Origin of the sequence: Marispirochaeta aestuarii (assembly GCF_002087085.1) — a bacterium.
Lineage (GTDB): Bacteria > Spirochaetota > Spirochaetia > JC444 > Marispirochaetaceae > Marispirochaeta > Marispirochaeta aestuarii.
Window position 1 is genome coordinate 1 of sequence record NZ_MWQY01000025.1, and the last position, 13,418, is coordinate 13,418.

Genomic DNA, 13,418 nt, shown 5'->3' on the forward strand with positions numbered 1-13,418 from the left:
GATTCGCAAACTGGGGGTCACTTCATATTGTCTACTCTTTTTCCCATATCCTGCGCCGTCAGGAGTTCCGCGCCGGCCTCGGCCCCTGCTGCCGCAGGTGTTTTTTGTGGCTGCACAATCTTTTTCCCTGACGAGGGCGAACAAAATGCACTTTCAGAGGATTTTCTATGCTATTCTCATTTTTTGATTTCTGGTGTAGTATGAGTAATCATGTCAGCTATTAACATTAATTCGAATACCCCTGTAGCCGTAGGAATGTCCGGTGGCGTAGACTCCTCGGCCGCGGCTTTCCTCCTGCAGAAGCAGAGCTCCCGGCTCATGGGGGTAAGTCACTATATCTGGCCGGAAGGTGACTGCTGCTCCGCGGAGCTGCTTGCCCGGGCCCGGGATGCCTGCACACATCTGGGAATACCCTATATGGTTGAGGATCTCCAGGAGGAGTTCACCGGGGCTGTGGTGCAGGACTTTGTGGATGCCTATCTCGACGGCAAAACTCCAAACCCCTGTGTGCGCTGCAACCAGCGCATCCGTTTTTCCACCTTCTACCGACGCCTGGAAACGAAGCTTCATGAAACGGGATTCCTGACGGAGGGAGAGAGCCTGAAGATGGCCACCGGTCACTATGTTCGTGTGGAGGAGACCGACGAGGGGCTCTTTCTCCGCCGGGGACTGGACAGAAGGAAGGACCAGAGTTACATGCTCTACCAGATTCCCAGGGACCTCCTCCCCAATTTCGTGTTCCCCCTGGGAGAGATGAAGAAGACCGAGGTCGTGGCTCTGGCAAAGGAGCATGGACTGCCGGCAGCGGCGGCCCGGGAGAGCCAGGACGCCTGCTTTGTCCACGGCCGTTACGGAGACTTCATTGCCGAGTTTACCGGAAGCATGAAAGGAAATGAGCCGGGGGACATCGTGGATACCGCGGGAACGGCCCTGGGGACCCACCGGGGCTATATCAACTATACCATCGGTCAGCGACAGGGGCTGGGGCTTGGAAACGGTCCCTGGTTTGTTGTGAGAGTCGATCCCCGGGCCAACCGGGTTGTTGTCGGCCGCAGGGAAGAGCTGGGGACCCGGGAATTCAGTATAAGCGGATGTAACTGGTTTTTCCGAAGAAACCCCGGAAGCTTCGAGGCCAGGGTGAAAATTCGCTACAATTCATCTGCCGTTCCCTGCCGGGTCCGTCTGGAGGATGATTCCCGGGCACGGGTGAGTCTGTCCCGGTCGGAAGCGGTGACCCCCGGACAGTCAGCGGTCTTTTACCTGGATGAGCTGGTTCTTGGAGGGGGTATTATTGACTGAGCTGGACCTGGAGAATCCCTTTTTTTCCGCCCCAGTCTACCATTTAGAGGAAACCGGTTCGACCATGGAGGATGCGGCACGCCTGGCCGCGGAGGGGAAGGCTTCGGGCTTCGTTGTAACGGCGGATCATCAGATCTCAGGACGCGGGCGAATCGCCGACCGGCGCTGGGAATCCTCCCGGGGCAGGGACCTGCTTTTTACCCTGGCCCTGAGACTCAATGATATCCCCTTTGGTCCGACGGCCTTGTCCCTGCGCTGCGGGCTGGGATTGGCCCTCCTGCTGGAAAAACGCTGGGGCCTGGAGCCGTGGATCAAGTGGCCCAACGATCTGCTCATAAGGGGCGGAAAGATCGCGGGAATCCTCTGCCAGGGACGGGGAGACTGGTTCTTCACGGGGATAGGTCTGAACCTCGTTTCCCCGACGTCTGCTTCAAAGCTGCGGCGCAGGGCGGCATCAGTTACGGACGAGACCGGCAGGGAAGAAGAGCCTTCTGTTGTGCTTTCCGCGCTTCTTCCTGCGCTGAAGGAGGCACTGTCTGCCCGGGACTGGCAGGAACAGATTAACCGCAGGCTCTTCGGGGCTGGTTCTCAGGTTACCGTCTATCCCGGAGCTGCCGGGAGCGGAGAGAGCTATCGCGCCCGGATTCTGGGTGCGGCCCCGGATGGCGGTCTCATCCTTCTGGACGGTGACGGCCGCCGTGTTACCCTTATTACCGGAGAGATCGATTTCCAGGACCTATCCTGAGTGCACTTCCTCCTGCCGCGTTTCCCTGCAGATCTGATGGCTCTCCAGGTGGGGCAACAGGGGAGCCAGGGAGTGTAACGGCGGGTTTTCCGGAGAGAGGGGGTCGAGGCTCAGTACGATGCTGAAGCGTTCCCCCAGTCCTTCAACCTTTTCACCTGGAAAACCCAGATAACTTCCCCCGGGATTAATGCAGAGCTCCCCGTCGCTGACCTTGAAGGGAAGCTCCCTTACCTTTGCCTGATGATCCGCGAATACGAGACTCAAGGCTGTGGTCTCATCTTTGAAGGAGAAGGTCGTACCGTGAAGCAGTCCCGCCGATACCGAATCCAGAGGTACCGGAGATGCTCCCTCGTCGGGATAACGGACCTCCACCACGGGATATCCCCGGGCAGACCGGAAGGGTATTTCGCATACTCCGTAGGAGCGGATCTCTACCCCCGGCCTGCATCGGGGAAAGAACAGGAAAAAGGAGATACAGAGCCGGGGATCTCCGGCGGCGAAGAAATAATCCCGCACAAGCCGCCCCGGTTCAAGGAATTCCTCGGATTCAAAAACGGAGCTGTCCCGAAGACCCCGGATGCTGCTGTTCTGAAACGAGAAGGAGCCGATTCTTCGGGAGCGTACAAGATTTCCGGAGGTCTCAATCCATGAGGCTGAAGGAGCATGAATAAGCCCGGCTGTTCCACCCCTGGAGAATCCCGCCAGTTCTCCCTGACTGAAAGAAGCGGCAACATCCTCTTCATCCATCTCGACCTCTCCCGGCATGTGGGCAATCAGTCCTCGTTCGGGAACCGGGAGGGATCCGCACTCCCGCTTCTCTTCGTCGTTATCTGTCTCAAAGGCTCTTGACAGCAGGAGAAACCGGGTCTCCTTCGGTTTGTCCCAGGCTATCTCCCGACGGCTGCGGCTGAGGGGATCAGCCGGCAGGGGCGGATTTGGCGATTTGGAAAGGAGGATTTCCTCAGGGGCTGCCGCTGACTCCCGGGTACTGCCGGCCATGTCAAGGAGATCCTCCAGCTCCAGTACATCACAGCGGAATTTTCTGCGCAGCCGTACCAGCAGAGAGACCGCCGCCTCCGCATCTTTCGTTGAGCCGGCGTCGAGTACTATGATGGCCGGGATCCTCTCCGTCTGTACCAGGCGTTTGACCTGTTTCATGCGCCGTTTCAGAGAGGGATACTCCTCAGTGCCGACCATATGCAGCAGGGGAAACCGAATCGTCCGCCGGGAATCGAAATAAAGCAGCCTGTTCCGGTCTTCAAGGAAAAGCCGTCCCCGTTTCAGGTAAATGCTTCTCAGGTCTTTGCGAAAAGGAGCGGGACAGGGGGGAAAAAGGTACTCAAGAAGAGCATCGTTCTGCCTGCTCCGGGGCAGCAGAAGCTCCTCTTCGATTTCATCCCTCCGTAACAGAGCATGGGGCAGGGCGTATTTTCCCTGGGAAATCAGGTTTCTCTCTTCTGAGCCGGGAACATGAATGTTTCGCGGAAGGCTCCAGAAAAACAGAAAACCCTCCCGGGCGAGTCTTTTCTGCAGATACTCAATTACCTCCCTGTCGGCGTTCTGACAGGAATGGGATGGACGGATACAGATCCCGCAGGTAAAGGGAAACCTATTTTTCACCCCTTTATTCGGCCCGAAAGGGCAAAATAAGTCAAGGGATGGGGAAAAAATGGTTCAAAATCTCCAGCTATTGGTTGATGAAAGCACTTAGAATTTGTATCTTCTATTCAATTCCACTGCACTATTAAAATTACCACTGTTAGGAGAGGTGTATTAAAAATGGCTAAACAATTGCAGTTCAACGAAGAGGCGCGCAGGGGCCTCCTGAAGGGCGTCGAGAAGCTTGCCGCCGCTGTCAAGGTTACCCTGGGCCCGAAGGGACGAAACGTTCTTCTGGATAAGAAATTTGGTGCTCCTACGGTAACGAAAGACGGTGTTTCCGTTGCAAAAGAGATCGAGCTGGAGGACCCCTTTGAAAACATGGGTGCCCAGCTGTTGAAGGAAGTTGCCACCAAAACCAACGATGTTGCAGGAGACGGCACTACAACCGCTACGGTGCTTGCCTACTCCATCTGTAAAGAGGGCTTAAAGAGCGTCGCCGCCGGTATCAATCCCATGGGCATCAAGCGGGGAATCGACAAGGCCGTCGAGGTCGCCGTAGAAGAGATCCGCAAGGCTGCGAAGGACATCAAGGACAAGGAAGAGATCTCCCAGGTTGCGGCTATTTCCGCCAACAACGACCGGGAAATCGGTGACGAGATCGCCAATGCCATGGAGAAGGTCGGCAAGGACGGTGTTATTACCGTTGAGGAATCCAAGACCATTGAATCCAGTACCGATTTTGTAGAGGGTATGCAGTTCGACCGAGGATATCTTTCTCCCTATTTTGCCACCAATCGCGACAATATGACCGCGATTCTCGATGACCCCTATATTCTGATCCACGACAAGAAGATCTCCAGCATGAAGGACCTGCTGCCTGTTCTCGAGAAGGTCGCCCAGGCAAGCAAGCCGATCCTTATTATTGCCGAAGACGTTGAAGGAGAGGCCCTTGCGACCCTGGTTGTGAACACAATCCGGGGAACCCTGAACGCCGTTGCCGTCAAGGCTCCCGGTTTCGGGGACCGCCGCAAGGCCATGCTCGAGGATATCGCCATTCTTACCGGCGGACAGGTTATCTCCGAGGAGCTGGGACTCAAACTCGAAGGTGTGGAGCTGGAGCAGCTCGGACGGGCCAAGAGCATCAAGGTCGAGAAAGAGAACACCACCATCATCAACGGCGAAGGCAAGGCCTCGGACATCAAGGACCGGATCGCCCAGATCAAGGCTCAGATCGAGGATACCACCTCCGATTACGACCGGGAGAAACTGCAGGAACGGCTGGCCAAGCTGGCCGGCGGTGTCGCTGTCATCAACGTAGGGGCCGCCACCGAGGTCGAACTGAAAGAGAAGAAGCACCGCGTGGAAGACGCCCTTTCCGCGACCAGGGCTGCCATCGAAGAAGGGGTTATTCCCGGCGGCGGGCTTACCCTTATTCAGGCTGTAGCCGTACTGGAAAAGGCGGACCTGTCCGTCTATCCCGAAGAAGAAAAGGTGGGATTCAGGATCGTTACCCGGGCCCTGGAAGAACCGATCCGCCAGATCGCAGAAAACTGCGGGCTCGACGGTTCCATCATTGCCGAAAAGGCCAAACACGAGAAGAAGGGCATCGGTTTTGACGCCGCTTCCATGGAATGGACAGACATGATCAAGGCCGGAATCATCGATCCCGCCAAGGTGACCCGCTCGGCCCTGCAGAACGCTGCTTCCATTGCGTCCCTGCTGCTGACCACCGAAGCCACTGTTACCGATATCCCCGAACCCGAATCTGCGGCTCCCGCCGGCGCTCCCGGAATGGGCGGTATGGGTGGAATGGGAGGCATGGGCGGCATGATGTAAGCCCCCGGCTCTCTTTTGCTGTCTATCTTCGGCGGTCCTCTTGGCGGGGACCGCCTTTTTTATTTACACTGAGCGGGACGGAGGTTCTGCAATGAAACAGCAGGAGTACATGTTCACCATCGGTTTTTCCGGTAACACCGCAATTGTCGACGGCGCGGCAATGAAGAAGTACGGAAAAATGGGGATTGATGAACTTGTCGACCGGGGACTTTTCAAACCGGCTCTGGCGGCGGCCTTTTTCGCCGGAGATACCGAGGCCCTGAACAGGGTGCGCGACGCCTACAACAACACGGCAGGCACTGATTTTGAGGGGTATGAGCAGATTATGCGGGTCTTCGGTCTCGATCCCGCCCCGGAAAACCTGGAAAAAGTGAAAGTTCTTTCCTGAGAGAGCCTGACCTGCGCGGAAGGCCCCCGAATCTTTAAGCTTGACCGCGTTTACCTATATGTGTTACGTTTTTGCAATCCCATGGATAGAGGTAAGTGATTATAATGACTACGCTTTCTGCATTATTACCGATCGCCCAGGCGGGCGGTTCCGGTCAGTTGATGACGACCTTCGTAACCTTCGGTCTCGTCATCCTGATCTTTTATTTTCTCATTATCCGGCCCCAGAACAAACGCCAGAAAGAGGCGAAAAAGATGCTCGATGCCCTGAAGAAGGGTGATCGTGTCGCCAGTATCGGCGGAGTTCGCGGGGTTGTGCAGTCCGTTAAAGAGGACACCGTGATTGTTAAGGTAGATGACGCGACCAAGCTTGAGTTTTCCAAGAACGCGATAGCTTCCGTGTTGGCCCCCAGGGAGGAAAAGGTCGAGGACTAGGGAAGCAATCCGTACGCGGATTCCCGCTTTTAATTTTTCTTTTCCAAGCAAATAAATTATTCCATCCGGAGTAGAACATGAGTAAACGATTCCGATTCTTCATCGTGCTCCTGGTGCTGGCGATATCGGGAGCCTTTCTGTACCCCACCTTTGAGTGGTACTTCCTGATACCCGATCAGAAGATCGACCTCGCCTCCGGTTCCCGCGAGCAGGTCCAGATGTACGCCAAAACCAAAGCTGCGGAGGTTTCCGCCGAGCTCAGGGCCATGGTTGCCCAGAGCCCCGACAAGGAAATCCCCGCGGAGTACGACTTTTTGATCACCAAGGCAAAGGAGAACTATAAGCTTGCCAAAAAAGAACTGCCCAAGGTCTGGACCGTAGAGGCGGTTTTTGCCGGTTTTACCGGTGAAGGTGAGTTCTTTGCCGCTGTTGAGGACTATTACCGCAGCGATCTTCTCGCTGTAAAGGAACAGGGCAATTCAATCATGCAGCTCGGACTTGATCTGTCCGGAGGTATGCGGGTTCAGCTCAGCGCGGACCGGGAGAGCCTTGCCGAACGGCTGGAGCGGGAACCGAGTACCACGGACATGAACGAGGCCGTTGACCGCGCCATGGAGATCCTTACCAACCGTATCGACAAGTTCGGCGTAACCGAACCATCGATCCGCAAGCAGGGAGACTCCCAGATAATCATAGAGATTCCCGGAGCCGCCGACCCCGACAGGGTGCGATCCTTTCTAATGGGCAAGGGAAGCCTGAACTTCCATATTGTCGATCAGGAAATCAGCCAGGAGGTTCAGAACTTCCTGAACGATAATCCCCAGGCCATGGTAACCAGTGAAGGAAAGATCCGGGGTACCGATATCGTTCCCGCCGGTTATATTATCCGGGGGTATTACGTAAAGGACAGCTACGGTATCGACCAGCTGCAGCGTTACGTTGTCATCCGCCAGGATGCCGGGCTCGACGGCGGCCGTATACAGGAAGCCACCGTCGGATCCCACCCCATTACCGGCAAGCCGGTTATCAACTTCCGCCTTGATCGCGAGGGGGGCGACATCTTCTTCAAACTTACCTCTGAAAACGAAGGAGAAACCCTGGCTATCGTTCTGGACGACAAGGTAAAGGCCATGGCCCGTATTTCCGAGCCCATCCGCGAGAGCGTGCAGATGACCGGTTTCGACCGGCAGGAAGCCAATGATCTCGCCCTGGTACTGCGGACCGCTGCCATGCCGGTGGATCTGATTGTTGAGAACCAGCAGGCCATCGGCGCCGCCCTGGGAGAAGACTCCATCGCCGAGGGACTGATGGCCATAACCATCGGTTTCATTGCGGTTATCGTCTTTATGCTGGTCTATTACAAGGGTGCCGGACTTGTCTCTGACCTCGCCCTTGTTCTGAACCTCATTTTCATCGTAGCCATTCTTTCGGCTTTCAATCTTACCCTTACCCTGACCAGTATTGCCGGTCTGATCCTTACCGTGGGTATGGCGGTGGACGCGAACGTTATCATCTTTGAAAGAATAAAAGAGGAATACCGCATTGGTAAGAGTGCCGATGCTGCGGTGAAAGCCGGCTTCCGGAAAGCTTTCTGGACGGTAATGGATGCGAATATCACAACCTTTATCGCGGCAATCTTCCTGTCCCAGCTCGGGTCCGGTCCTATTCAGGGTTTTGCCTACACCCTTGCGGTTGGTATTGTATCGTCCATGTTTACAGCTCTCTTTGTTTCCCGTCTTGTCTTCGATTTCGGACTTGAGACCCTGGGTATGAAAAAGCTGAGCATCGGGTGGAGGAAATAATGAAGCGCGTAATACAATTCACAAAATTCCGATATCTTATGATCCTTTCTCTGCTGATCATTATCGCCGGTATTGCAGGTACTGTTGTCCAGGGAGGATTCAACCTGGGTATCGACTTCAACGCCGGCTTGAACCAGCGCGTGCAGATTGCCCCCGTGGCCATGAAGGTCAGCTACAGTGGAGAGGATTCGGTTCTGTTCAATGTTACCTCCTCGGGACTCATCCTTGAGATTCGTGATGCCGATGGCCTCGATCGGACGGAGATCTCCTATGGTGATTATCCTGTACTGAGGGCGGTCGCGGCGGCGCTGAACGGCGTAGAGGGTGTCCAGGCGGAGCTGATGGTTTCCGGCCAGATATCTTCCAGCGACCTCTTGAGTCTCAACTTCGCCATCGATCTTTCCCAGGAAAGCGCCGTTGTCAACATGCTTCCCGCCGGGGATGAGTCGAGTATCGAGGAAATCCGGTCCCTTCTGGACGGAATCGGTTCTACCATGATTCAGATCGTTGGTAGTCCTCAGGACCAGGAGTACCTGATCCGGGTCAAGGATCCCGGCAATACAGATAACTTCAGCGAAACAATGGCCTCGGAAATCCGCAGCCGTCTGTCGTCCGAATACGGAGCGGAACAGGTCATAGTCAAGCAGACCGACTACGTGGGTCCCAGGTTCTCCCAGGACCTTGGCCGGCAGTCCTTTACCCTGACTCTGATCGCCCTGACCCTTATCCTTGTGTACATCTGGTTCAGGTTCCAGCTGGCCTATGCGGTTTCAGCAATTGTGGCCCTGATCCATGACGTGGCCTTTATGCTGGGTATTATCGGTACCTTTCAGCTGGAAGTCTCCACCGCGACAATTGCGGCAGTGCTTACCATCATAGGATACTCCCTGAACGATACCATCGTTATCTTCGATCGTATCCGTGAAAACCGGGACCTGATGAAGGACTCCCGTCTGCCCGAGGTTATCAATACCAGTATTACCCAGTCCCTCAGCCGGACGCTGATTACCTCCATTACAACCCTGCTGGCGGTCCTGGCCATCTACATCTTTGCTACCGGTTCAATCAAGCTCTTCGCACTGAACCTGATTATCGGAATCCTGGTGGGTACCTATTCATCCATCTTTATCGCCTCTCCCGTACTTCTGACCTGGTCCTCCGTGGCCAATAAACGTCGTCAGAGCAGGGACGAAGCAAAGTATGGAAGTACCAGGAAAGAAGCCCTTCCCAAGGAAGCCTCACCGGAGCAGAAGGCTCAAACTCCCCAGACCGCTATTCCCACGGTGGAACGTAAAAAACGGGGCGGAAAACGCAAGAAAAAGTAGAATTGATTCCTTTGATTCAAATACGGGGTCCTGGAAACGGGACCCCTTTTTTCGTACCTTTACATGCATGGAACCTGTGGAGTTGACAATATATGTGGGAATCGGAGAAATTGAGCGGGACAGCTGGAACAGCCTTGCCCTGGGATCACGGACACCTTTTTATGAGTGGGAATGGCTGGCACTGCTCGAACAATCCGGCTCCATAGACAGCTCCTCCGGCTGGCAGCCTCTGCATATAAGTTTCAACCGCAATGGGATTCCGGTGGGTATTATGCCCCTGTACCTGAAATCCCACAGCCACGGTGAGTTCGTGTTCGACTACGGCTGGGCGGATCTGGCCGGACAGCTGAATATTCCCTATTATCCGAAACTGGTGGGAACAGCCCCTGCGACTCCTTCCGGCTATTACCGTCTTTTCTGTTCCGACCCCGGCGAGCTGGATACGCTCCTGTCCCGGGGGCTCTCCACCCTGGAGGATATAAGCAGGGATAATCAGATACGGGGACTCAATTTTCTCTTCTGTGACCCGGTTTTTGCCCGGGGATTGAAGGAATTTCATCAATGGGAGAACCAGAGTTACCTGTGGATAAATCGGGATTACTCGGATTTCCAGGACTTTCTGTCGGAACTGTCAAAAAATCACAGAAGGAACATACGCCGTGAATGGAACAGTCTCTCAGATCAAGGACTAGAAATCACAGCTGTAAGCGGCGCTGATTTAAGCGAAGGGATCATGGAACGGATGTACCGTTTCTATCTCCGGACCAACGCGCGCTTTGGTCCCTGGGCTGCAAAGTATCTGAACCGGGAGTTCTTTCTGCGCCTGCCCGAGTTCGTTGACCACCGGGTGGTAATCTTCTCAGCCCATCCCCGCAATGCCAAACCGGAAGAGGCCCTTGGCATGTCCCTCTGTGTGTACAAGGGGGACTGGCTCTTCGGACGTTACTGGGGCGGGGATCCGGGCACCAAGAACCTGCATTTCAATACCTGCTATTATGCCCCCATGCAGTGGATGATTGAGCGGGGTATGCGTTACTTCGATCCCGGCGCAGGTTCGCCTCATAAGCTTCACCGGGGATTTATGCCCCATCCCGTGGTCAGCTGCCATCGATTTTTTGACCCCCTGCTTTCAGAAATCTTCAGAGAGAACATTCCGGCCATCAACAGGGAGAACCGCCGGATGATCCGCAGCATGGAGGAGTCCGTTCCCTTCTCTGAAAAACTCAAGTCGGAACTGCGAACAGAGATCCGACAGCTCTTCAGTCTCTCCGAGGATGAGACCTGGGGGAATCCTGAAGAGGCGTCCCGGTCTGAGGGCTTGTATTGAGCTTGTCCCGCCATATTGGTAGGATATCGGCATGGAACACAGATGTACCCTGAGCGTGCGATCCTACGAGCTTGACAACTACGGACATGTGAATAATGCCGTATACCTGAACTATCTTGAGTATGCCCGGCACCAGTTTCTGAACGACACGGGATTTCCCTATGAAAATCTGCGCAGGGAAGGCTTCGGCCTGTATGTAGCCCGTGTGGATATCCGCTATATCAAACCCGCCTTTCTGGAAGACCAGCTGGTTATTGTTTCAGAGTTGACCGGCATGGGAAGGGTCAAGGGAAGTGTCCGACAGATGATCCTGCGGGGGGATGAGCTGATTGCCGAGGCCCGTGTCGATTTTGCCACCGTCAACGGAAGCGGCCGTCCCGCCTCGATGCCCGAAGAGGCCAGGAAGGCGTGGACCGCGGCGGAAGCCTTGAAATCCTCCGAAAGATGACCCTGGACCCCCTTTCGTTTTCCTTTTCCGGACTCACAGATGAGTTCCGGAGGCGCTATGGAAAAGGGGAGTACTATGCGGATCCCTTTTTTCGTTCTCTGTATCAGAGAGGCTCTACCGGTCTAAGCGGGCTTCCTCAGTTTTTCTCCAGGCCGGAGCTTGCCAGGCAGATCAGGAATGATTTTACCCTGCGTCTGCCGGAAATAAAGACTGTTCTCAGGGATGAGACGAGCATCAAGCTTCTCCTGCAGTATCCTGACGGGGCCCGCATCGAAACGGTGGTGCTCTTCATGAGCACGTATGCTTCCCTGTGTGTTTCAACCCAGGTTGGCTGCGCCCGGGGCTGCAGCTTCTGCGAGACAGGACGCCTTGGTTTCAAGCGGAACCTGACGGCGGGAGAGATCGTCGCCCAGCAGATGCTTGTTCAATTCTACCTGGGGATACGGGTAAGCAATATTGTTTTTATGGGAATGGGGGAGCCCTTCGATAATTATGACCAGCTCCTCATATCGATAGATGTTCTGAAGGATCAGCGTGGCAGTAACATAACGGCTTCGGGTATGACTATTTCCACCGCCGGTCATGTTCCCGGAATCCGCCGCCTTGCCCGGCTGATTCGGGAGGAACCGGAACGGGGAATCCGCAGGCTCTCCCTTGCAGTAAGTCTTCACAGCGTCGATAACCGACAGAGGAGCGCAATAATGCCGATAAACCGGGTCTGGCCCCTGGAGGAGCTGCGTTCGGCCCTGCTGGAATTTCCCCTGTCCAGGAAGCGGGATCGTATTTTCATCGAGTACACCCTTATTCCCGGTTTCAATGATCATCCGGAAGCGGTACGGGGATTAATTGACTATCTTGAGGGCATTCCAAGCTGTGTTAATATTATTCCCTGTAATCCCGTTTCCAGCGGCGGTTTTCCGCGACCGGGCCGGGATCAGGTGGAAAAATTCTTCAAAGCCCTGGTTGCGGGTGGGCAGTACTGCAGGGTGCGGGATACCAGGGGCGACTCCATCAGAGCAGCCTGCGGCCAGCTGGGAGAGCTCGCCGGCCACGGGCATAAAAACGTAAGCAACCCCGGGGCAGGCGGCACCGGGGAGCCTTTGTCTCTTTCTGTCTAGCGAAAATCGACAGTTACAGTCTCTTTTGCCTCGATGCATACCCCTGCAGCGGCAAGATCTTTCTGGATATCCTTTTCGCTGACGGAGCTGCTGGCTACAACCTTGGAAAAAAGCTTTTCGTTGTCCAGAATTTTATCCATCTGAAAGTCCATTATGGTGACGGTATCGCCGTCGACGTAGCTGGCATCGGTGGAGTGGATTCCGCTGTCAATCTTTACTGCCACGCTGAAGGCCATTCCTCCGAGAAAGGGCTTCATCATCGAGGCCATCATGGCCGCTTCCTCCGGACTCTGTTCATCGTATTCATCGCTTTCATCTTCGTCTTCCCCGGACTGCTGAATACTGATGGTCAGACGCGGCCGGCCGGCGCGGTCAAAACCGAAGGTAACAGCATCGCCGTCTGCGGACTCCTCTTCATCCGTCGGTGCACCCAGCATCGGGTTGATCCTCACCCTGGATATATCGTCGTATTCAAAGAGCGCCGTATAGCCCATGCTGCCGGAGCTGTCGGATACGGGTGTCGCGGATACGAAGCGTACACCTTCGCCCATGGCTGATGCGAGCTCGCGCATGCCTTCCGGATCAATCAGGTCTTCGCTGCTCGAGGGCGGCGCATCGTCCCCGTCTTCGGAAAAACTCTGCATCATCTCCATCATTGATTTGTCCATCGAGAAATCGACCGAAATCGTTCCCGACCCGTCTCTGTTGACTGTAACCAGCCAGTTGTTGGTGAAGCACCCGCTTAAGAACAGTATGACGACTGCCAGCAGGGCAAGTCTGATCTTTTTGATACTTTGCCTCCCTTGAGCTACATAAGGGCACCTCTAAAAACTACTCTTTTCACCATATCCTGCGTCGTCAAGATTTCCCGCGGTCCTCAACTCTTGCTACCACAAGAGTTTGCGGGCGCTACAAAATCTTTCCTCCTTGACTATGGTAAAAATACCACGTTTTTAGAGGTGCCCGTAATTACTATGCTGGAATTTACCCAATAACACGGGAATAAACAATATCCCCGCAGCCTGGAAGAGTGCCCGGGGACCTTGGAATTCCCGGGTAAAAAACGTAGTATCCCACCTATCCCGATGTGTTAC

12 protein-coding genes are annotated in these 13,418 nt (G+C 55.0%); 10 read left to right on the forward strand and 2 right to left on the reverse strand.

All coding sequences use genetic code 11. The annotated features are described in order from the left end of the window. Positions 1 to 210: 210 nt before the first annotated feature. Both mnmA and B4O97_RS16925 read left to right on the forward strand, forming a co-directional pair. The gene (mnmA, locus tag B4O97_RS16920) at positions 211 to 1,299 is read left to right on the forward strand and encodes a tRNA 2-thiouridine(34) synthase MnmA (RefSeq protein ID WP_083052683.1); all 1,089 of its coding nucleotides are present in this window, start codon (positions 211 to 213) and stop codon (positions 1,297 to 1,299) included. Continuing rightward, positions 1,292 to 2,044: a biotin--[acetyl-CoA-carboxylase] ligase gene (locus B4O97_RS16925; protein ID WP_158084369.1), complete on the forward strand. Its 753-nt coding sequence runs from the start codon at positions 1,292 to 1,294 to the stop codon at positions 2,042 to 2,044. The genes mnmA and B4O97_RS16925 overlap by 8 nt, the downstream gene beginning before the upstream one ends. Here B4O97_RS16925 and B4O97_RS16930 read toward each other — a convergent pair. Continuing rightward, complete coding sequence (locus B4O97_RS16930; protein ID WP_083052687.1) at positions 2,036 to 3,664, reverse strand: hypothetical protein; 1,629 nt, start codon at positions 3,662 to 3,664, stop codon at positions 2,036 to 2,038. The genes B4O97_RS16925 and B4O97_RS16930 overlap by 9 nt on opposite strands. 159 nt (positions 3,665 to 3,823) lie before the next feature. On the opposite strand from B4O97_RS16930, the gene groL reads away from it, so the two are divergent. The 8 genes from groL to rlmN all read left to right on the forward strand — a co-directional run bounded on the left by groL (position 3,824) and on the right by rlmN (position 12,324). Then, on the forward strand, positions 3,824 to 5,482 hold the full coding sequence (groL, locus tag B4O97_RS16935; RefSeq protein ID WP_083052689.1) for a chaperonin GroEL: 1,659 nt from the start codon (positions 3,824 to 3,826) through the stop codon (positions 5,480 to 5,482). Between the two features lie 91 nt (positions 5,483 to 5,573). Further along, positions 5,574 to 5,870 (forward strand): hypothetical protein, encoded by a 297-nt coding sequence (locus B4O97_RS16940; protein WP_083052690.1) that lies wholly within the window; start codon positions 5,574 to 5,576, stop codon positions 5,868 to 5,870. A gap of 104 nt (positions 5,871 to 5,974) precedes the next feature. After that, on the forward strand, positions 5,975 to 6,304 hold the full coding sequence (gene yajC / locus B4O97_RS16945) for a preprotein translocase subunit YajC (protein ID WP_083052737.1): 330 nt from the start codon (positions 5,975 to 5,977) through the stop codon (positions 6,302 to 6,304). A 77-nt stretch (positions 6,305 to 6,381) separates the two neighbouring features. Then, the gene (gene secD, locus B4O97_RS16950) at positions 6,382 to 8,106 is read left to right on the forward strand and encodes a protein translocase subunit SecD (protein WP_083052692.1); all 1,725 of its coding nucleotides are present in this window, start codon (positions 6,382 to 6,384) and stop codon (positions 8,104 to 8,106) included. Further along, positions 8,106 to 9,431: a protein translocase subunit SecF gene (gene secF, locus B4O97_RS16955; protein WP_083052693.1), complete on the forward strand. Its 1,326-nt coding sequence runs from the start codon at positions 8,106 to 8,108 to the stop codon at positions 9,429 to 9,431. Before secD ends, secF begins: the two co-directional genes overlap by 1 nt. A 94-nt stretch (positions 9,432 to 9,525) precedes the next feature. Next, positions 9,526 to 10,758, forward strand: coding sequence for a GNAT family N-acetyltransferase (locus B4O97_RS16960; RefSeq protein WP_158084370.1), 1,233 nt, complete (start codon positions 9,526 to 9,528; stop codon positions 10,756 to 10,758). A 31-nt stretch (positions 10,759 to 10,789) separates the two neighbouring features. Further along, a complete protein-coding gene (locus tag B4O97_RS16965) occupies positions 10,790 to 11,206 on the forward strand; it encodes an acyl-CoA thioesterase (RefSeq protein WP_083052696.1) in 417 nt (138 codons plus the stop codon). Beyond that, complete coding sequence (rlmN, locus tag B4O97_RS16970) at positions 11,167 to 12,324, forward strand: 23S rRNA (adenine(2503)-C(2))-methyltransferase RlmN (protein ID WP_143305792.1); 1,158 nt, start codon at positions 11,167 to 11,169, stop codon at positions 12,322 to 12,324. Before B4O97_RS16965 ends, rlmN begins: the two co-directional genes overlap by 40 nt. On the opposite strand, the gene B4O97_RS16975 is transcribed toward rlmN, so the two are convergent. Continuing rightward, positions 12,321 to 12,992: a hypothetical protein gene (locus B4O97_RS16975; protein WP_083052699.1), complete on the reverse strand. Its 672-nt coding sequence runs from the start codon at positions 12,990 to 12,992 to the stop codon at positions 12,321 to 12,323. The genes rlmN and B4O97_RS16975 overlap by 4 nt on opposite strands. Positions 12,993 to 13,418: the final 426 nt, after the last annotated feature.

Bases quoted from the DNA above. Each gene is read 5' to 3' on its own strand.
- B4O97_RS16965 (WP_083052696.1), top strand. From the start codon at position 10,790: ATGGAACACAGATGTACCCTGAGCGTGCGATCCTACGAGCTTGACAAC.
- yajC (WP_083052737.1), top strand. From the start codon at position 5,975: ATGACTACGCTTTCTGCATTATTACCGATCGCCCAGGCGGGCGGTTCC.
- groL (WP_083052689.1), top strand. From the start codon at position 3,824: ATGGCTAAACAATTGCAGTTCAACGAAGAGGCGCGCAGGGGCCTCCTG.
- mnmA (WP_083052683.1), top strand. From the start codon at position 211: ATGTCAGCTATTAACATTAATTCGAATACCCCTGTAGCCGTAGGAATG.
- B4O97_RS16975 (WP_083052699.1), bottom strand. From the start codon at position 12,992: ATGGACAAATCAATGATGGAGATGATGCAGAGTTTTTCCGAAGACGGG.
- B4O97_RS16940 (WP_083052690.1), top strand. From the start codon at position 5,574: ATGAAACAGCAGGAGTACATGTTCACCATCGGTTTTTCCGGTAACACC.
- secF (WP_083052693.1), top strand. From the start codon at position 8,106: ATGAAGCGCGTAATACAATTCACAAAATTCCGATATCTTATGATCCTT.
- secD (WP_083052692.1), top strand. From the start codon at position 6,382: ATGAGTAAACGATTCCGATTCTTCATCGTGCTCCTGGTGCTGGCGATA.